This is a genomic window from Capsulimonas sp. (assembly GCF_039929585.1).
Taxonomy (GTDB): Bacteria; Armatimonadota; Armatimonadia; order Armatimonadales; family Capsulimonadaceae; genus Capsulimonas.
The window spans coordinates 1-20,269 of the sequence record NZ_JBDSQY010000158.1 but is presented as its reverse complement, the minus strand read 5'-3'; the positions used below and the strand labels follow the sequence as shown (position 1 = coordinate 20,269).

The window sequence follows — 20,269 nt, the reverse complement described above, 5'->3', positions numbered from 1 at the left end:
TAATGACTGTACCAGAATCACGAACTTCCATTTCGCCCGCGAAGCATCCCAAGAACACGGTCGCGGGCATGCTGCGTGATCACATCCAATCGGGTGAGTACAAGGCGGGGGACTGGCTCCCCACCGAGCGCGCCCTCGCCGAGGATCTCGGCGTGGATCGACGCGTGGTGCGCATGGCGATCGAGCAGCTGGTGCGCGACGGTCTGGTGGTCCGCCGTCCGCACTGCCGCCCGATTGTCGGCCCCGTCGAAGAGCTGGCGTCGGCCGAGCCCCCACGAAAACACGAGAGCTACGTTCCTACATCCAACTTGATCGCGCTGATGATGTGGCACGGCGGTCACTTTGAGAGTGGCGTCACTTCCCAGCAGCGGATCTTTTGGGGGATGAGTCAGGCGCTGACGAGCGCCGGCTATCATGCCGTGTTCGTGGATGTGGGAGAGATCAACGCCGAGTCGATCAACGCCGCGCGCGAGGCGCAGCAGCTCCGCGATTTACTGACACGCGGTTTCGGCGGCGCCGTCTTTTATCCCTATGCTTATCGAAGCAACCAAGAGCTTGTGGAGGAAGTCCGACAAGCGATCCCGCTTGTGACAATCGACCGGCGGATCGAAGGGGTCGATACGGATTTTGTCGGCGTCAACAACCAGCAGGCGATGTACGATACGATCACACATCTCGTGAACCAGGGCCATCGACGGATCGCTTATATCACAAAGAACGAACCGATCCGCGCGGTTCAGGATCGTATTCAGGGATATATGGAAGCCGTTCGTGTCGCCAAACTCGATGAAATGATCCTGTCTATTCCCTCACGGGACCAGGAGCAGGTATGGACCTCCGTGGACACGATGTTCCGGCTGCCCAAGGATGAGCGTCCCACGGCGGTGGCGGCGTTCAACGACTACGCCGCCGTGGACATGGTGAACCGTCTCAAAACCATGGGCCTGTCCGTTCCTGGCGATGTCGCGGTGACCGGCTTTGACGACATCGTCCCCATGCTCCCCACCGGCGTTGGCCTCACGACGATGGCGCAGCCCTATGAAGAGATCGGCAAAAAAGCCGTCGAAGTCCTCCTTCGGCGTCTGAAAGACCGCTCCGCTTCCCCCCAGACCATCGAGCTTCCCGCCCGCCTCATGGTGCGCGAAAGCAGCAACGGGCCGGCATTGTAATCACAATAGCCCTACCAGAGATATGGATCTCTGAGAGGGCTATTGTGCTGAATCCCCGTTAATCCTCATAGATGCATTCGCGTCGTGTCGCCTCATCCGGCAAAGACACTCCTGTGTCAACGCCAATTGCTCTGAGTTTTGATTCCCAATCGTGTATGCTCTGCCCCTGTCTCGGCTCTTGAACTTCGCTTTCTTCTTTGCCATCACTCACATGAACGATCGAATTCATATGCGCACCTCGAAAACAATATACCCGTTTCACGTCTGATTCGGGGATTTACCAGTAGAAAAATTGAGTTTGCTCAAATGAGCATCCATTGCAGGATTATTGGTGTGACTGCATAATTTAACCATTGTGAGACAACAACAATCGCAAAATCAAATAGAAGACCTGATGGCTCGTTTCTATGCTAAAGTACAACTTGCTTCCTCTGCGAGGCGTACCGACGCAAATATAATAGCAGAAGACGTACTCGTTCCTTTATTCAAAGAATTGTACGGCTATCATAATTTACATAATGTAAATCACGTAGAGAAAAATAAATACGCCATAGACTTAGCAGATGATATATCAAGGGTAGCAATCCAAATTACTGCTACTAATACTGCTGAGAAGGTTACCGATACTCTTGAAAAATTTGTAAAGTATCATTTATATGAGAAGTACGATCATCTAATTATTTATATTCTGAAAAATAAAACTAAATCAAAGAAAAACTATGAAGACATAACTGAAAATTATTTCAATTTTGATCCAATAAGTAATATTCTTGATTATAAAGATTTAGTCCAAGAAGCATTTAAATTCGATCTAGAAAAAATAGAGAATGTTCGAAGGATTTTAGACACTCATTTTGGTGATGATGCAGATTCTATTGATACTCTAGTGGATCTAGTTTCTACTGTTACTCAAGCACAAATAAGAGAGCCTTCTATAGACGGCATTGATCATCCTATTTCAAGAGAAATTGTTGGTGTCATTGAAGATAAAATTGAAAATGGGAATTCTGTACTTATAACTGGAGACGCAGGAAGTGGGAAAACTGGAGTCGCATATGCTCTGTGCTCCCCATGTAGAAAATCAATTGAAAAAGTGATTTATTTTGACGCCAGGAGGTATAGTAATGTAACAGATTTTCTCAGCTTAGATAGAGAAATCGGCTTAAATAATTCATTAATAAATGCAATTGAGCGGCTTGGAAGATTGTTCGGTTGTCGATTGATTATTGATCAACTAGACAGTGTTTCGGCTGATAGAGCAGGTGGGGTGTTTGCAAATCTTGCTCAAAAATGCTTAAGATTACACGGCGTTAAAGTTGTAGTTCTTTCCAGGCGGAGCGAAGCATCTGAAATAAAGTTGACCGACATTCTAATCAATGCGGGGATTCAAGAAATAATATGTGAAGACTTGCCGGATCCAGTTATTGTTGATATTTTTAAGTCAATAGGATTAAGTGAGTGGTCACCACAAATATTGTTTCTTTCTAAAAATTTATTAAATTTGTCTTTAGTTAGTCAAATAAAATTAACTAATCCAGATTTTGATTTTAATTTAATTCTTGATGAAAACGAGCTTTGGGATAAATATATAAACGCAATTCGGGCTAGTGAAACGTCTCAAGCAAACCAAGGTGTAGCTTTTGGGGATTATGTTATAGCAGAAGCCATGCGCATAGCCCGTGAAGCTATGAAATCAAATGATCGGACTATAATTCTAACGTCTCCGAGTACCGTTACGCAACGTCGCTTAGAGAGCTGGAGAATAATAATCCATAATGAAGGATATTCTTATCGCTTTCGGCATGATAAGCTACATGACTTTCTCTTTGCACATGATGCTACTAAGCGGTTACTAACACCAAATGCAGTTTTGACAGAAATAGGCGCGCATCGAGCACATAATATTTTGCCGTGGATAGAAAAATTATATCATCAATCTAACAAGAAACGATGGATATCTTTTTTGGAGCATATTTTCGATGTTTGATAAATATATGCAAATTCCTTTTTATACTCAAATTGCTATTTTAGATAATCTTCTGAAGGATGATATTCTTAAAAAAGAACCAGAAGCTGTTGAGGTGATTCTGAAAGCAATTAAGAATAATGTCGAGTTAAGGAAACATTTCTTTCGCAAATCATTGTCTTCAGAGTGGCTTCCAATTCTGTGGGATAAAGGCTTTTTTACTTCACCTCCGCCTCCAGTGAAATCTGAACATGGATCCTATCTAGCAAATTGGGATGCCCAAGAGTATCTATTGTCTGTAGCCACTCAATATCCAAGTCTAGTTGTTGAGCACATTCTTAGTATGCAAGTAGAACCTGCGTATATATCAGGTGCTATTGCTTGCTTGCCGCGTTTAGATGTACAGACGGTGGAAAAAACTATACCTCGCATTATAGAATGGATTTCAATTCCTGATGTTGCGGTTTCATTACAAGATACCATAGTTGCGTTAATCACATATCTTGCTCGTGAAAATAATTCAAAAGCTTTCGAGTTGTTTGACATTATCATTTGCCCTGTCAAGCCATCATCCGCCAATGAGAATGTTTATTTAACTTCTAGTCCCAGTGTATCTGTGATAGGAGAACATAGGTTTATAGATGACGATTCTGATTTTCATGAAATGATAAAAGTGCTAAAAGCGTTCGATGTTCACAAATTTATTTACTCTATAGAAAATGCATTAGCTGCAGCAATTTCTTTAGAAAATGAAAATAGGAATTACGATCGCTCTTCGACGTCATGGCGTGCATCAATTGAAAACTCTGGGCAAAACTGGCACCACTACTATAAAGATGATCTTCTTGATGCATTAAGAGATACTTTCTTTGAAATAATTGATGTGGATTCTGTTGCAAGGCCTCGGATTGATTACTACTTGTCACAATCTCAGAATGGTCTTTTTAAGAGATTAGGAATATATGCCTTAACTGTAGATAAAAATAAATATTTTGACATCGCACGCCGTGAGTTACTCAGTAATGCCAACTATAATGATGTCGAAATTTATCATGAGTTTGTATTACTTCTTGAATCAAAATATCAACAGCTTGCCAAAGTTGATCAGGTTGAATTGATTAAACATATACAAGCTGGTCCGTCTCTGGAGGGTGAACACAGTCTTGTAAATTCAAAATTAGAAAATCGTTATTGGAAATTGCAAAGATTGTGGGGGATAAGGCAGTATCTAGAAGGAGAAATCGCTAAAGAACTTGAAGAAATTATTTCAGAATTCGGACCACCAGAACACCACACCTTCTTGAATTGGCATTCTGGAAGTTATTGGATTACTGAGGCTAGTCCAATATCTAATGATGATATTGCCGCTTTGACACATGAACAACTCGTTAATTATTTGCGCGATTGGTATCCCGCTCAAATACCCGGTATTAGTCCTAATAAAACCACAAGGCGAGGTTTAGCTAATGCTGTAGCAAATTTTGTTGTAAATCATGCCGAACATAATATGGAGTGTTTGCTGAACATTTGTCGTGTTGGTCCTGTGTTCTCTTCTGCAATATTTAGTCAATTATCCCCCAGGACTAACAATGATAAATCTCCAATAATAGATTGGGATACTGTATTAAATCTGTCGAATAATCTCATTTCTGATGATCATATAAAATTTAGTATGGAACGTGATGATCTTATTGGCTGGCGCGAGGTTAGAAATGATATAGTTAAGATTTTAGTATCAGGGATTGGTGATCATGAGTGTCAAATGAGTTTCGAAAATATTTTAATCACTCGCGATTTATTGTTAATTTTAGCTAATGATCCTGACCCAATTGATAATGATGCTGAAACTGGTGATTTTTTTGAGAAAAATGATCCACATACTATTGCTCATAATCATGTGCGACCACAAGCCCTGTCTGGGTTGATCGAATACGCTTTGCGAGTTAGCATGAATTCTGGATCTCCACCAGAATTACGACGATTAGATGTTACTGTCCAGCCTGCTATCGAAAAATTGCTTTGTGATCCTAATTACGCCGTTCATTCCATTTTTGGCAGATATTTAAATAATTTATATTGGATCGACGAAGAATGGTTAAGCAAAAATTTATTTGCAATCTTTCCTGAAGATGAGAATCAGATAGGCATGTATGTGTCTGCGTGGGACTCTTATGTTGTTTTTAATTATAGTCTGTATATACCGTTATGTAAACTGCTATATCCCCACTACGAACGATCGGTGAAAAATATAAAATCTGGCTATGTAACAAAGTCTCATTTGGTTCCATCAGAGCGTTTGGGAGCACACCTAGTATTGTTTTACATGGAAAGTGCTAACGACCTAGAAATTGATGACCACTCTAAGACTCTATTGTACAATTTTTTTGAAGTTGCTGGTGCCAACGAACGCCGACAAACTGCATGGTCACTTGTGTATACGTGCAGAGTGCAATCGAAAGCTGGAATTGATGTCAATAAGTGGTGGCCTAAGGCGCTATCTTTCTGGCAACATCGACTTGACTTTACATCACTTCAGAATTCCCATAAAGAATTTGATAAAGAAATGGCTAGTTTTGTTCATTTGCTGGAGATAGCTCCTAACTCTGAAACACTCGGAAGCTTATGGATTATACTGAAAAATATGTTGCCATATATTGCAATTAATAGTGTCCGCAATGAAGTCTGGAATTCAATGGAACAATTCATTTTTCAGCATGCGGCGTCTGAATCGATACTGGCTATCGAACTATATAAAGAAATGTATAAGAGTAAGCCGCGTGGTGGCTCATGGATTGATGCTACTAAGCCTCGATATATTCTCGAGACTTGTGCGAAAAACGATGAATCCAGAACAATTACACTTTTTCTGATTGATACTTTAGCACGTGCAGGTGATCATAGATATCGAGATATCTATGAACGCTATGCGATTTGAAGAATGAAAATTCATTTTCCCTGCACATTCGAGGGCGGAACTTGTGCCGGAGCCGTGGACAGGTCTTCGGTCGTCAGGATATGTGGGGTAACGAACACGACGAGTTCTGTCCGGACGCGGCTTTCGCTTTTGGAGCGGAACAGGTTGCCGATGAGCGGGATATCGCCGAGGATCGGGATCTTGCTGCGGGTGGTTTGCTCTTGATCCAGGCTCAGGCCGCCGATGGCGATGGTTTCGCCGTCCTTGATGCGAACGGTGGTGTCGGCGCGGCGGGTGGAGAGGACGGGGAGGCCGGTTTGCAAGTCTAATTCGGTGATGTTGGAGACTTCGGGGGAGATGCGCGTGGTGATCTCGCCGTTGCCGCCGGTGAGCGGGGTGACGGAGAGCTTGACGCCGACGTCCACGGGCTGAATGCGTGTCTGGGTCTGTCCCGATTGGTTGAACTGGGTCAGGATGAAGCGCTGCGCGCCGATGAAGATATTCGCCGTCCGGCCGTTGACCGCCGCCATGCGCGGGCGGGCGCGGACGCGGGCTTTGCCCTTGAGTTCCAAGGCGTTCAGGGTGGCTTCGAAATCCACAGGGAGCTTGCCGATCGTGTTGTAGGTAATCACGCCGCTCGGGGAATCGACGCTGCCGAAGATGGCGCTTTGCTGGTTCGAGAGCGAAAGGCCGATGTTCAGATTTTTGGTGTCCGTGAACTCGACCGCGATCGCCTCAATGGAGATTTCGGGGGAGGGGATATCCACTTTGTTCAGGTCCGCCCCGATCTTCGCCAGCATCTGCGACGGAGCCGTAACCACGACGGCGTTCTGCTCGGAGTTGACGTGCGCGTAGGAGTATAGAAAGTTCGGCAGCAGGCCCGAGGCAATCCCCGCCTGCGTGTTCTGCATTCGGTACGATTGGGTTCCAGACAGATGATAGGTCGCGAGGTCCGTGGGGACGCCTTCGCTCATCATGTAGATACCGCCGATGCGCGAGAGAGCCAGGCCGTACGCCGTGGCGATGGTCTGAAGCGCGGCGGTTGGATCGGCGTCCTGTAGGTTGATGCTCACCTTGCGGTCCACGGCGTCGTCCACGGCGATAGAAAAGCCCGTCGTCTGCGCGATGGCGCTCATGAACTGATGGATATCCACGCCGACGGCGCGCAGGGTCAGCTTACCGTCCTTAAAGCGCACGCGCGTGGAGGTATCGGTCACGCCGTTTTGCGAGCCCTTGTCGCCCCCCGCCGCTCCGTCCTTCGCTCGTCCCGCGCGCTCCACGGTCCGGTCGGACTGTACCGTGATGAGTATTCCCTCGCCGTCATCCATCTTGGTCACGGACGCCTGCGTATTGATCAGATTGCTCACAACAAGGCTGAGCCCGATGCCGTTTTTTGCCCCCGGCGCCGTGGAAAGCTGGGCATAGGAAACGGGATAGAGCTTGCTGGTGAAGAAGTTCTTGCCGATGCCGTTGCGCGCGTCCGGAAAGGAAAACTCCATGCGCGCGCCGTAAACATTCCCGTTGTCGTTATTCCCGTTAATGCGCATCTGAAGGATGCCGTCCGCCTTCACCCGGATCTGCACGCCGTTGGACAATGGTGAGAAAACGAGGCTGGTGATGGTGGTATATGATTGTCCGCCCTGCGCTTTGCCCGCCATGGGGAGGAGCGCGAGGGAGAAGGCAATGAGAAACGCTAATCGGAAAAATCGCATGTCAGATCCTTGCATACTAGGAATTCATCCCCGGTTATAAAAACTAGGTCTGAGAAGCGCTACGCGCTAACTGTCCGTGCCGGACAGACGAATATTTGTGATCGAATACCCATAGTTTGTTCGTCCGGAACGGACGATTAGCCGAAGGCTTCCCAGACCCGGTTTTTATAACCGGGGAGCGACAATCGCGCGGTTTCATAAATGGAACTAGGGCTCTCGCCGCGCCGTAATCAGTAAAATAAATTTCGTTCGCTGGCGGCTGGCGTGCCGCGCTCCGAAGAGCGGCCCGATGATCGGAATGCGCGAAAGCGGCGATAATCGTTTTGTTTTTTTGGAGTCCAGATCGAGATCCAGGCCGGTCACGATCAAGGTTTCGCCGGGCCGCAGGCGGATGCGCGTGTCGAACTCGCGCGTTCCGAGCGTGGGTAGGCCCGAGCCAGGCTCGATGGAATCGACGGTCGAAAATTTCGGGGTCAGGCGCAGCAGCACGCTGTCATCCGATTCGAGGATCGGGCGCACGCTGAGCGTCGTGCCGATCTGAAGCTGGATGGCCGTCACCTGCTGTCCCTCCCAGGTCGATTGCAATACCTGAATGTAACGGCTCTGGCCCAGGAAAAGTGTCGCCTGCGCGCCGGACTTCGCGAGCACGCTGGGTTTGGAGGCGAGACGCGTTCGTCCTTTGCGCGCGAGCGCCGTGACCCGCGCGCTGAACGCCTCCGCCTGGTTCGGCTGCAAGACCAGATCGAAATTTCCCGCCTCGCTGTCCACGGACAGGGATTGCGATGGAGTGGTGCGTGTCGCCTGCATCGCGTAATCAGCGTCCTTCGCCGACGAGAACTCCCAGGCGGTCGCCTCCACACGGACTTGTGGGCTCGACAGGTCCACCACGGCAAGGTCCCGGCGCAGCTTCGCGATCAGGGCCGGCGAGCCTGTCACGACCAGGGCGTTGCGCTCGACATCTGCCCGGATAGACGGCAGCAGGAAATCCGGGAACAGCAGCCGCGCGTCGGCGGGCGCGAGATAATGCAGCGGCAGAGATTCCGTAATCGCCGCGAACTCTCCGCGTCCGATCACCCATCCGCCGCCTTCTTCCGCCGCGCGGGGCGCGGCGCTCACGCCGTAGCCGGCTGTTAGCGCCCCGATCAGTTCTTCAGGAGAGCAGCTGGGCAGGAAGAGAGAGACATCGGTGTCCGCCGCGTCCGTCTGCGTCACCAGGGCGAGGTCTGAACGCCGCGCCGCGACGGCGGCAAGCAGATCCGCCAGACGCGCATGCAGAGCCCGGACGCAGAGGCGTTCCGGCGCTCCGTCCACGGGCGTCACGGAGAGTTCATGCTTCTGTCCGGCGGCAGGGGAGCGGCCCAGCGTCGCTTTGCGCGAGCCGTTGTTGCGGTCGGTGATGACCGTGATGACGATCGAGCGCCGGTCCGGCCCACGCTTCACCTCGACTTCACGTGGTCCCAGCAGGGCCGGGGTCGGATCTTCCCAGTCTCCGACATCGTACTGGCGCAAGGTCACCGGGACATAGAAGCGCAAAACGATGTCGACTTTGAGCTGGTCCGGATCATCGTTCCAAATTCCTAAGGGCGATCCCAGTGGCTCCGACCCCAGTGAGACCTGCGCCGAATCTACTGGATACTGGCCCAGCTCCACGAACGAAGGGACGCGCGCGCGGGCATTGAGCAATCGCAATTTGAATGCCGACGTGGGCTGTGAATTGTATCCATTGCCATCCGGCGTGAATGTGGCGGCGTCGAACCCATACTGCACGACACCGTCCGTCTGGATCGTGATCTTAACGGCGTTCGGCAGCACCTGGGACGTGATGCTCGTGACGTTGTAAAACGACCGCGCCAGCTCCGCCCGCACGGCTGTTTGCAGCATCATGAAGCACAGTGCGCAGGCGGCGACGAGAAAAATTTGTCGTCGCGGGATCAATGGGCGGCCTTGTCCACGATCGCGGGAATGGGGATTGTGGGGTCGCCCATTTCCTGTTTCAAATCGATCGGCTGCTGGGCGTCCCCATTGTCCAGAAACCGCTGCTTAATGGCGCTTTCCTCGGCGTCGGGCAGATGTCCGGTGTCGGAGAGCAGGCGCGGCGTGATCAGCAGCACCAACTCCGTCTGTGATGTCGTCACGCTCTTGGTCTGGAAGAACAGTGGGCCGATAATTGGGATGTCTCCGAGGATCGGGACTTTGGTATGGACGTCGCGCGTTTCCTGCTGGGTCAGGCCGCCGATCACGATCGTCTGGCCGTCGTTGACGCGCACCGCCGTGCTGGCGGTACGCGTGCCCTTCTCCGGCAAGTGCGTGATTGGGTCCGGCGCCGAAAGCGTGGAGACTTCCGAGTCCACGTCCACAAGGATTTGCCCTTGCCCGCCGGTGTAGGGCGTGATGTTCAGGCGTACGCCGGCGTCGATATAGTTGCGCCCGCCGCCAATATCGATCGGGGTGGCGAGGTAGCGCTGGGTCCCGACGAAGACATTAGCCCGTCGTCCAGAGAGCGTCGCGATACGGGGATTCGCCCGGACCTTCGCCAGACCCTTTTCCTGAAGCGCCGTCAGCGTGGCGCTGAAAGACTTCGGCAGGTTTGTCACGCTCTTAAACAGCACACTGCCGGCGCCGGGGTCGACGCTGATCCCGCGCCCCCCATTCTGCCAGTTGGTCGTGAGGCCCAACTGGTCGGCGGTGGATTTGGTCACTTCGATCAGCATCAGATCCACGACGATCTGCGACGCGGGAATATCGAACTGCGCGATATCGCCCCGAAACTTTTGCAGCACCTCGGTCGGCGCGGAGAGAATAACGCTGTTCTGCTCGGAGTTGACCTTCACGTAGTCCTGCAAAAAAACTGGAAGCAGGTTGCGGGCGTTGTTCGCGTCGACGTATTTCGTCTGCACGGAAGCAATATCCGAAAGCAAGTACGACGAAGGCGAGCGGGGAATTCCTTCGGAGATCATGATCACGCCGTCGACTTCCGCCGACGAGAGACCGTAGGCGCTCACGATATCCTCCACCACCTTGCGCGCGGGGCGATTGATGATATTGATCGTCAGGCGGCGGGAGACCGTATCGTCGATCACCAGCGGCAGATTTGTCTTTGCCGCGAGCGCCGTAAACAGCTCCTGCGCGTCCACGCCCACGGCGGACACGGTCACATTCTCCTGCGTTCCCGTCACGGAGTACGAGCCGCGCTTGGGCAGCTCATCGCCGACACCAGGGGCGCCAGGGACGCCGGGGGCGGCGGCCTGTGACCAGACGGGCATGGCGGGAAGCAGAAGGGCGCCTGCGGCGACGCAGGCAAATAAAGTCGAAATTCGAAAACGCAACAGAAATATCTTTCTACAGAGGGAACTGACGATCAAGTTCAGACGCCCGTTATTTGATGGCGCGACTGTTGAAATGTTTCGTACATTTTTCGGTGTGAGCAGGCATACGGCAATTAAGTTTCATCATTGTGCGCTATCGCTTATCGCTCTTCATCATTTCTTCACAAAAAAAGTGTATAAACTTTCTATGTCGCCGATGAACATTTCTCAATGTCCGGCGTCCGAATGTTGGGGATGAGAATCAGAAAACAGCGACAGCTTAAGAACGCCTGAGCGCGGGAAAAGTTTCGCGAAGCAGCATAGATAATAGTTAATATGTATTAACTATTAAAAACGATTTTCTACTTTTGCGGTCGTGCTCAAGGTGATCAATGAAAAACGCAACAAATACAATGGACAACCAGGATGATTGTTTGATCTTTCTGCACATTCCCAAAGCCGCCGGGACGACGTTCGCTCAGATCCTGCAGCGTCGGTATCGGGATGGGGCGCTGGAGTGGCTGAATAGTGAAGGCGCGATATCGGCCGACGAGGCGTTCGAGGCTCTGAGCCCGGCGCGAAAGTCGGAGGTCGGCGCCGTGATGGGGCATATCAACTTCGGCGGACACAGCCTGCTGCCCAGGCCGGCGCGGTACGTAACGTTTGTGCGGCGTCCGGTGGAACGCATTATCTCCCACTACTACCACGTGCTGCGCAATCCGCAGCATTACCTCCATGACGAAGTACGCTCCCGCAGTATGAGTCTGGCGGCGTACGCCGCCAGTGGACTTTCAACCGAGCTGGAGAATGACCAGACCCGCCTGATCGCGGGGCCGGGTGAGTATGCATCGGACCAGGAGATGCTGGCGGCGGCTTATCGCAACATCGAGCGCCATTTCGACTGTGTTGGGATCGCTGAGCGGTTCGCGGAGTCTTTGGTCCTGATCTCTCATCTTCGAGGCTGGACTGTTCCCTACTATCGTGACGCGAACATCGGAGCGAATCGCCCCCGGCATTCGGAGATGTTCGCGGAAGCGATCGCAATCATCGAAGAGCGCAATCAGTGCGACATGGAGCTCTATCAATTTGCGGAGCGTCAGCTCAACGAACAGCTTGCGGCGCACATTCCTCACTGGGAAACTCAGACGGAGCGCTTTTTACTGAGAAATCGCCAGTACGTGCGCATCACGGAAGCGGCCAGCCTCGTCCGGAGAGGCGTCGGCGCCGGCGTCCGCCTGCTCAAAGGCGGCGCCAATCCTCAGTCTTCGCTGCAACCCCGCGCCACCATGAACACACTCTTGTAAGAAGATCGAACGAACCATTGCTCGGAAATCTTTGATGAAAAAGCGCCGACTCAAAATTGGGTCGGCGTTTTTGGTTATTGTGGTAAAATAGAATCAGAATATGGATTTCGGAATTCCGAATTCCACTAATGCGCTTACGGGAGGTGTGTTATGACAGTGGCCTCAGTAGAAATGATTAGTAAGGGACAAATCACGATTCCCAAAGCGATTCGAGACAAGAACGGCTATATTGACGGCACGAAGTTTCATATTGTGGAAATCGGTCAGGGATATTTCCTTTCCCCTATTGCTGATGATGATGCTCCGCGCGCCATCGACGCCGCTTTTGATCGAATGAGCACACGCTTGAAGAGTCAAGGTGTGTCTCTGGAGAGCATGATGGCTGAGCTTCGGAAGATTCGCGAAAGCCATGAGTAAACTTCCGAAAGTTTTTCTCGATACCACTGTTTTGGTAGCGGCTGCGCTGACAAATTCTCCTCATTCACCGAATCGGACATTCTTTAAATTAGGCGCATTGGGATATGTCGACCTTCGGGTTAGCAGTGGAGTTCTGTCGGAAGCAGAAGGTGTACTGACGGCGGTTGATCCAGAGCATGCACACACCTTGAAGTTCGACCTCGCTCAAATTTTGGAATGGTCAAAGGCCGGTGTTGCAAGCGACCCTTCCGAAACAACGGTTGCTGAATGCCATCGCTTGACGAAATACAGGCCTGATGCGCGAGTGCTCGCGGCTGCTATTGAGACGGACTGCGATGTTCTTGTTTCTTCCGATAAGAAGCATTTGCTGGATAACCCTGACATTGGGCCTCCCAATACAAAGCTAGTCGTCATGAGTGTTTCAGAGGCTCTCGATTGGCTGCAAGATCGCTTGCTGGCCGACATTGCGGAACAGAAAAAGAAGTAGCACTTGTTGCGCACAGCAGTAAATGCAGTTCAGAGAACAATATCAACGATAAAAAGCGCCGGTCCCATTTCGGACCGGCGCGTTTCGATTTTTGGGCTACTTCGGAAAGAAGAGCCGCTTGTGAATTGCGGCGATCTTTTCCGGTTCGATTTTGGGAATGCGATCATAGGTCAACAGGCCATTCATTTCCTGCTCCACATCCGTTAGCTGCGTATAGCAGAAGCCACTGATGAAGGGGAGTGAGGCGATGCCTTCCATCAGGTCTTCGTACTTCGCCAGCAGGTCTTCCGGGGAGACGGTGGTGCCGTAAGCGGCGTAGAGAAGATCCCACTTCTCTTTCGGGAGGTCCGAGCGCTCCATCAAATAGCCGCCGACTTCCGTCAGCATGATCGGCTGGCCCCGGTAGCGCGAGCCGCGCACGAACATCGGCTTGGATTCGTCCCAGGCGTTCGCGGGCAGCGGGCCGCCGGCGAGGGTTTCTACGTACCGCTCGCGCAGCCGTTCGGAATTGGGAGAGTAGTCGTGGATGGCGCAGATATCGGTAATATCCGTGTGCTCCCACCCGTCGTTGTCGATGACCGGGCGCTCCGGGTCGAGACGCCGTGTCAGGGCGACGATCCGCTCCAGGAAGGCGTACTGCCCGGGATGGCTTTTTTGCAGCCCCGGGAAGCCCATGCTTTCGTTGACGGGGACCCAGGCGATGAGGCAGGGGTGGCTGTAGTCCCGGCGGACGATACGCTCCCACTCGGAGGTCAGGTGGTCCTCGGCGCGCGACGACCATGCGCGGGCGTTCGCCATCTCGCCCCAGACCATCATTCCCAGCTTGTCGCACCAGTAGAGCCAGCGCTGGTCCTCGATCTTCTGGTGTTTACGCACGCCATTGAATCCCATGCGCTTCGCCCAGATGACGTCGGCGCGCAGGGCTTCATCGGACGGCGGCGCCAGATAGCTTTCGGGCCAGTACCCCTGATCCAGAATCATGGCCAGATAAATTGGTTCTCCGTTCAGGATCACCTTGCCGTCCCGCAACTCGACGCTGCGCAGGCCGGCGTAGGATTCGATCTCATCATTGACCACGCCTTCGGACAGCAGCCGCACGCGCAGGCCGTAAAGATGCGGCGAGTCCGGCGACCAGAGCTTTGGACTGGGAACGGGGATCGTGACGTTGAGAGTGGCGCGCGGCGTGTCTTTACGGACGGTGGAGATGATCTGACCCCCGTCCAGCAGATCGATCTCGATCGTCCAGCACGCGGACGGCGCGTGCAGGTAAACCGACAGCTTAAACGCGCTGTCATCGACGGACGGCGTGATGCTGACGCTTTCGATCCGCATGGAGGGCGCGGGTTCCAGCCAGACCGTCTGCCAGATCCCGGATGTGCAGTAGTAATCGATGTGGTGCGGCAGGCCCGTCGTCGATTGCTTGCCGCGTGGCTGGTACGGGTCCTGCCGGTCTTCGACACGAAGCGTCACCCGGTTGCTCCCCTGCGGGTTCACATAGGGGGAGATATCGAACGAAAACGGTACGTGGCCGCCCTGATTGTGACCGACTTCCTGACCGTTCACCCACACCACCGTGGAGTAGTCGACGGCTTCGAAGTGGAGCAGCATGTCGCGGCCGCGCCATTCGGCGGGAACTTCGAACGTGCGCGAGTACCAAATGACTTCGTGCACACCCTTATCGTTGATCCCGGACAGCTCGCTTTGATAGGGGAAGGGGACGTGGATCCTGTCACCGAGCCGCTGGTTCTGCCAGCCGGCCAGGAGCCCCTGTCGTGCGTCGTCAAAATCGAACTCCCACTCTCCATTGAGGTTCAGCCACTCGGGGCGGACGAACTGCGGACGCGGATACTCGGGGCGCAAGTTTTCGGGTTTCATAGGACAAGCATCCTCAGGTTGATTGTGATCGGTGAATATCCGTATGGGGTGTTTTACCCAAACTCGCCGATTTCTTTTCCTGTGATTTTGCCGCGGTACTGAGAGGGGCTGTGGCCGACGCATCGTTTGAACGCCGTGCTGAACGCAAAGGGGTTTTCATAGCCGACACGGGAGGCGACTTCCTCAATGGTGTAGGATTCGGAGGCGAGCAGGGCGGCGGCCTGACGCATGCGCAGCTCGGTCACATAGCGCATCGGGCTGCGGTCGATCTCCTTGTGACACAGGCGGCGCAAATGCTCCAGACTCATGCCGGCGCGGTCGGCGAGATCCTCGACCGACCAGGGGTGCGCCAGATCCAGGCCGACATCGCTCCACAGCGGCTGAAGACGTCCCGTCGGGGCGATTGCTCGCTGGGCGTAGGCGTGGACCAGCGACGACCAGTCGCGCAGCATCGCCGGCTCCGCCGCTCCCATCGCTTCCCGGTGCAGATTTTGAATCGCCGACGAGATCGGCGCGACATCCACCGGAGCCACCTGGGGCTTGGAAATCCCCAGCGTGGGGCCGTGCCGGAACTCCGTGGTATAAATCACCCAGCAGACGCGCCAGGGCTTGCCGGGAACGGCCCGGTACCCATGCGGCGCGTGCGCGGGCGTGAAGAAGGCGTTTCCAGCTTCAAATGGACGCCAATCGCCGTCCATCCATACCTCGCCCTCGCCTTCGACGCCGACCAGCAGCTGAGTGATGGTTGGGGCCAGGCGCTCGAAACAAAATTGCGGACCCGCCTGCGTAATGCCGACCAGGGCGATGCCATACATCCGGAACGGCGCGCACTCCTTGTAACTGATCAGCCATTCCTGCGTTTGCGCGCCAATAATGTGCTTTTCGCCAAGGGACGCGTTGATTTCAAGCATGGACATTTTCTCTCCGCCGATGTTATTATAATCATCGAATTCAATTTTCGTAGCAGCGCAGCGTTGTTTTTGACGAAGGAGTGTAAGATGAGTGTCCCACGCGCGGAATACCCGCGTCCCCAGTTCGTGCGATCCGAATGGCTGAACCTCAACGGCGAATGGGAGTTTGAGATCGATCCGGGCGACAGCGGCGCCGATCGCGGCATGCGCAGCCGCGAGCTGACGGGACGGATCACCGTTCCATTCTGCCCTGAATCCCAGCTTTCCGGCGTCGAGCATACGGATTTCATGCCCGCCGTCTGGTATCGCCGCGTCGTCGAAATCCCAAGCGAATGGGCCGGCAAGCGCGTGCTGCTGCACTTCCAGGCCGTGGACTATGACGCCACGGTGTGGGTGAACGGCACGGAAGTCGGGCGTCATCGCGGCGGGTTCTCACCGATCATCTGCGATCTGAACGGCGTCGCGGCGCCGGGCGAGACGGCGACGATCGTTCTGCGCGCCCGCGACGACAACGACCCTTCCCAGCCCCGGGGCAAGCAGTCCCGGCAGTATGCGCCCCACGAGTGTTTCTACACGCGCACCACGGGAATCTGGCAGACCGTCTGGATGGAGCCCGTGTCGGAGATCGCACTCAAGCGGCCGCGAATCACGCCCGATGTGGCCAATGGGACCGTGCGGATCCAGCAGCAGATTACCAACAATCGGCCCGGTTACCGCGTCCGCGCGAGCGTCTCCGACGCCGACGGTGTCATCGTTCAGACGGACTGCCGCGCCGACTTGGATTTTTCCGTCAATCTCGACTTGAAAATTCCCGACGATCGCCTGCGCCTGTGGGATACGACCGACCCGTTTCTCTACGACCTGACCATCGAAATTCTGGACGCCTCGGGCTCCGTGGTGGACAGCGCGCGCAGCTATGTCGGTATGCGCAGCATCGCCATTGACGGACGCAAGGTCAAAATCAACGGCAAAAGCGTGTTCCAGCGCCTCGTGCTGGATCAGGGCTACTATCCCGACGGCGTCATGACGGCGCCGAACGACGAAGCGCTGATCGCCGACATCCAGTTATCGCTCGACGCGGGCTTCAATGGCGCGCGCCTGCACCAGAAGGTCTTTGAGGAGCGTTTCCTCTACCATGCTGACCGGATGGGCTATCTGGTGTGGGGCGAGTTCGCCGACTGGGGCTCCAGCGGGTTTGGCCCGCAGCACGACCACCAGCAGATGAGCATCACCTACGCCGCTCAGTGGCTGGAGGTTTTGGAGCGCGATTACTCGCACCCTAGCATCATCGGCTGGTGCCCGCTCAATGAAACCTGGCAGCGTCTGCACGACAAGATCACGACCCTCGACGACGCCACGCGCGCCCTGTTCTTAGCCGCGAAGGCGATGGACACGAGCCGTCCCGTGTTGGATACGTCCGGATACGCCCATCGCGTTCCGGAAACCGATATTTACGACTCACACGATTACATTCAGGAAGAGTTCGAAGAGGGAATTGAAAAAATGCGGCTTCGCCATTCCCGCATGGCTGAGAATGAAGTCTACATCAATTTCAACAGCGATAAGAACTCGGAGCCGCACTCCGTTCCCTATCGCGGCCAGCCGTATTTCGTCAGCGAGATCGGTGGGTTCCGCTGGAATCCAATCGTTACCGGATCGACGTTTGAAGATCGAAAGACAAGCTGGGGCTACGGCACGGACCCGAAGTCATTGGAAGACCTGCATCATCGCTTCGAAGCGACCTGCGATCTGATGCTAACCAATGAGCATATGTTCGCCTACTGCTACACGCAGCTGACGGATATCTATCCTGAGGAAAACGGAATCTACACGTTCGATCGCAAACCCAAGTTCGACATCGCGCGCATCCACGCGGTCCAAACGAAGGCTGCGGCAATCGAATCCGCCGAGTAGGTTTTTCGAGGGACTTCCGATAACGTTGGGGCTATTCAGCCCCAACGTTATTTTCATTTCGCTTCGCTCAGTCGCGAACGAACGTTCCGCTTGACAGTAACATTCTCAGCAGGTAAATTGGGCGCGACAGCGAGGAAAAGATCCATCATCACGAGGAGGCAGTCATATGTTCCGTGTGCTCTATCGCAATCAATGCAATTTTGTATTCTGCGCGATTATTCTTTTGTCGGTCTGCATTCATTTCTTGCCTCCAGCGGCCGCCGCGCCCGCCCGCTCCGAGGTATCGACATTCGTGTCCACCGTGACCGATTTTCGCACAAGTGTGTCCGGGCGCAAAAAGCTGATCACCGCGACGGTCCGTTTCCAAAACAAAACGAAAACGCCTTTAATTCTTGGATATGTACGCGGCTCCGCTTCCGCAACGGATGACCAGGGCAATCGGTATAGTCCGTACGACCCAACGGTGCGCGGCATCGGCTTAATCACGCCCAGCAGCATCGATCCCAAATTCATTTTGCAGCCGGGCGAAAGCAGCGATGCGCGTTTTGATCTCATATGGACGCCGCCCGCCGGCGTGATCTACGGGACAAGCTACACGTTCGAGTTGACGGTGCGCGAGGTGGCTTCGCTGGGGAATAAGCAGTACCGTCTGGGTACGGAGCGCGCTTTGCAGTTCACGGATCTCAAGAACGGCATGGTGAGCGCCGCCGATGCGCCGGCCGCACCAGGCGCGTCCGCAGGAGCCACGCCAGCGGGAGGAACCGGAAACTCCGCGCCTAACTTCTACAGCGCCGGGCCTTTCAATGCGGAAGTCACGCGATTTGAAGTCAGCAATCCGAAGGGCGCACGCAACCATATTCTCACGGCGACCGTTCGTTTTACCAATACGTCAGATCAGCCTTTGATCCTGGGGTATACGGCGAAGACGGGGGACATCATCGATAATCTCGGCAATCACTACGGGTGGGGAAATCCTGGCGGCCCCGATCGCAGCGCGACCGGGATTGGAACGGTCGCCTCCACGTCCGCGAACGCCGATTTCTCGCTCGCCGCCGGAGAATCGCGCGACGCGAAGTTCGTCCTTTACCGCCGCATCGGCGGCCGGGATGAGATTGGAACATCGTACGGCTACTCCCTCGCGGTTGAGGAGCTGGAGATCCTGCCCAGCCAGCAGATCCGCTCCAAGCGGCAATACAGTCTGAGTTTCAATAGCCTGACGTCCGCGACCAAAGCCCGCTAACTGCGTTCTGCTTCACAATGCGACAGCCGCCGGAACCGTTGCGTTCCGGCGGCTGTCTTGCGGTTGTTTGGTTCACCGGGCTTATCGGCTCGAAAGCCGCTTTAGTCCTTCATAAACATCCCGTGTGAACAGATCTCCGGAAAGTACGACGCCGCCCCATTTCGCGTCCAAGTCGTGGGTGGGTTTGGCGGCGACCACTTGATCCGCCGTTTTTCCGGCATGGACCATCGGCTCGATACGCCGGCGTACGGTGGCGAGCATGTCGCGGGAGCGCTGGACTTCGGCGCGACCGGCGAGCGGGCCGTGGCCGGGAATGATCTTGGTATGCGCGTCGGCTAGTGCGAGCACGCGGTCCAGGCCGGCGATCATGCCGCCGATCCAGCCGCCGCTGCTGTAGTCGATGAAGGGATAAAAGCCGTTGAAGAAGACATCGCCGGTATGAATCACATTGGCGTGGCGAAAGTGGACGAGGCTGTCGCTGTCGGTGTGCGCGGGCGCGAAATGCTGAAGGCGCAGGACCTCGCCGTTTTTGCGGATCGTCTTTGCGCTGGTAAATGTCTCCACCGGCCATGCGGCGCGTGGCTGGGCGGGAAATTTCGCGTGCATCAGTTCGATGACTTCCGGATGGGAGAGGCGTTTTCGGACATTCGTATGGCCGATGATATGCGCGCCCCCGCCCGCCAGAAACGCGTTGCCGCCGGTATGGTCGAAATGCCAGTGCGTATTGACAAGGGTGGTGATGGGGTGGGGGCTGACGCCGGCGATCGCCTCGGCGATGTCTTTGGAGCGGGGCGGAATGCCGCTGTCGACGATCAGCGTTTCTGAACTGCCGGTGAGTACGAGGATGTTTCCTCCCAGTCCGGCGAGCAAGTAGAGGTTTTTGGAAATGGGCTGAAGTTCCGCTTTGTTGTGGTCGAAGTCAATCACAGGCGGGATAGAGGGCTTCGCGGGCGCGTCCGACGCGCGGGCGTCCCAGGCGAGCGCGCCGCCCAGTGCGGCAGACCCCGCCAGTCCCGCAAAACTCTTCAGCAGTTCTCTTCGGTTCATCATTAGTT

14 protein-coding genes are annotated in these 20,269 nt (G+C 54.0%); 8 read left to right on the top strand and 6 right to left on the bottom strand.

Annotated features, from left to right (window positions below; translation table 11 throughout):
* The first annotated feature begins 2 nt into the window (after positions 1–2).
* The 3 genes from ABIZ35_RS11110 (at position 3) to ABIZ35_RS11100 (ending at position 6,070) form a co-directional block, all read left to right on the top strand.
* Positions 3–1,169 (top strand): GntR family transcriptional regulator, encoded by a 1,167-nt coding sequence (locus ABIZ35_RS11110; RefSeq protein WP_348219970.1) that lies wholly within the window; start codon positions 3–5, stop codon positions 1,167–1,169.
* Between the two features lie 355 nt (positions 1,170–1,524).
* Positions 1,525–3,156, top strand: coding sequence for an SMEK domain-containing protein (locus tag ABIZ35_RS11105; protein ID WP_348219969.1), 1,632 nt, complete (start codon positions 1,525–1,527; stop codon positions 3,154–3,156).
* Positions 3,149–6,070: a hypothetical protein gene (locus ABIZ35_RS11100; protein WP_348219968.1), complete on the top strand. Its 2,922-nt coding sequence runs from the start codon at positions 3,149–3,151 to the stop codon at positions 6,068–6,070. Before ABIZ35_RS11105 ends, ABIZ35_RS11100 begins: the two co-directional genes overlap by 8 nt.
* Positions 6,071–6,081: 11 nt before the next feature.
* Here ABIZ35_RS11100 and ABIZ35_RS11095 read toward each other — a convergent pair whose 3' ends face one another.
* The 3 genes from ABIZ35_RS11095 to ABIZ35_RS11085 all read right to left on the bottom strand — a co-directional run bounded on the left by ABIZ35_RS11095 (position 6,082) and on the right by ABIZ35_RS11085 (position 11,087).
* Complete coding sequence (locus ABIZ35_RS11095; RefSeq protein ID WP_348219967.1) at positions 6,082–7,761, bottom strand: type II and III secretion system protein; 1,680 nt, start codon at positions 7,759–7,761, stop codon at positions 6,082–6,084.
* A 207-nt stretch (positions 7,762–7,968) separates the two neighbouring features.
* Entirely contained in the window at positions 7,969–9,696 is a 1,728-nt protein-coding gene (locus ABIZ35_RS11090; RefSeq protein ID WP_348219966.1) for a hypothetical protein, read from the bottom strand.
* On the bottom strand, positions 9,693–11,087 hold the full coding sequence (locus tag ABIZ35_RS11085) for a hypothetical protein (protein ID WP_348219965.1): 1,395 nt from the start codon (positions 11,085–11,087) through the stop codon (positions 9,693–9,695). The genes ABIZ35_RS11090 and ABIZ35_RS11085 overlap by 4 nt, the downstream gene beginning before the upstream one ends.
* A gap of 371 nt (positions 11,088–11,458) precedes the next feature.
* Between ABIZ35_RS11085 and ABIZ35_RS11080 the strand changes: the two genes are divergently transcribed.
* From ABIZ35_RS11080 to ABIZ35_RS11070, 3 genes are all read left to right on the top strand, one after another.
* A complete protein-coding gene (locus tag ABIZ35_RS11080; RefSeq protein ID WP_348219964.1) occupies positions 11,459–12,370 on the top strand; it encodes a sulfotransferase family 2 domain-containing protein in 912 nt (303 codons plus the stop codon).
* 150 nt (positions 12,371–12,520) lie between these two features.
* A complete protein-coding gene (locus tag ABIZ35_RS11075) occupies positions 12,521–12,787 on the top strand; it encodes an AbrB/MazE/SpoVT family DNA-binding domain-containing protein (protein WP_348219963.1) in 267 nt (88 codons plus the stop codon).
* Positions 12,780–13,274 carry a PIN domain-containing protein gene (locus ABIZ35_RS11070; protein ID WP_348219962.1) on the top strand — a complete coding sequence of 165 codons (495 nt, stop codon included), beginning with the start codon at positions 12,780–12,782 and terminating at the stop codon, positions 13,272–13,274. The genes ABIZ35_RS11075 and ABIZ35_RS11070 overlap by 8 nt, the downstream gene beginning before the upstream one ends.
* Before the next feature lie 96 nt (positions 13,275–13,370).
* On the opposite strand, the gene ABIZ35_RS11065 is transcribed toward ABIZ35_RS11070, so the two are convergent.
* Positions 13,371–15,149: a sugar-binding domain-containing protein gene (locus tag ABIZ35_RS11065; RefSeq protein ID WP_348219961.1), complete on the bottom strand. Its 1,779-nt coding sequence runs from the start codon at positions 15,147–15,149 to the stop codon at positions 13,371–13,373.
* A gap of 53 nt (positions 15,150–15,202) precedes the next feature.
* Positions 15,203–16,060, bottom strand: coding sequence for an AraC family transcriptional regulator (locus ABIZ35_RS11060; RefSeq protein WP_348219960.1), 858 nt, complete (start codon positions 16,058–16,060; stop codon positions 15,203–15,205).
* A gap of 87 nt (positions 16,061–16,147) precedes the next feature.
* Here ABIZ35_RS11060 and ABIZ35_RS11055 point away from each other — a divergent pair, with 87 nt between their 5' ends.
* Together ABIZ35_RS11055 and ABIZ35_RS11050 are read left to right on the top strand one after the other, a co-directional pair.
* Positions 16,148–17,974, top strand: coding sequence for a sugar-binding domain-containing protein (locus tag ABIZ35_RS11055; protein ID WP_348219959.1), 1,827 nt, complete (start codon positions 16,148–16,150; stop codon positions 17,972–17,974).
* A gap of 166 nt (positions 17,975–18,140) precedes the next feature.
* Positions 18,141–19,214 (top strand): hypothetical protein, encoded by a 1,074-nt coding sequence (locus tag ABIZ35_RS11050; protein WP_348219958.1) that lies wholly within the window; start codon positions 18,141–18,143, stop codon positions 19,212–19,214.
* Between the two features lie 81 nt (positions 19,215–19,295).
* Here ABIZ35_RS11050 and ABIZ35_RS11045 read toward each other — a convergent pair.
* Positions 19,296–20,269, bottom strand: a 974-nt coding sequence (locus ABIZ35_RS11045) for an MBL fold metallo-hydrolase (protein ID WP_348219957.1), incomplete at its 5' end; no start/stop codon positions are given.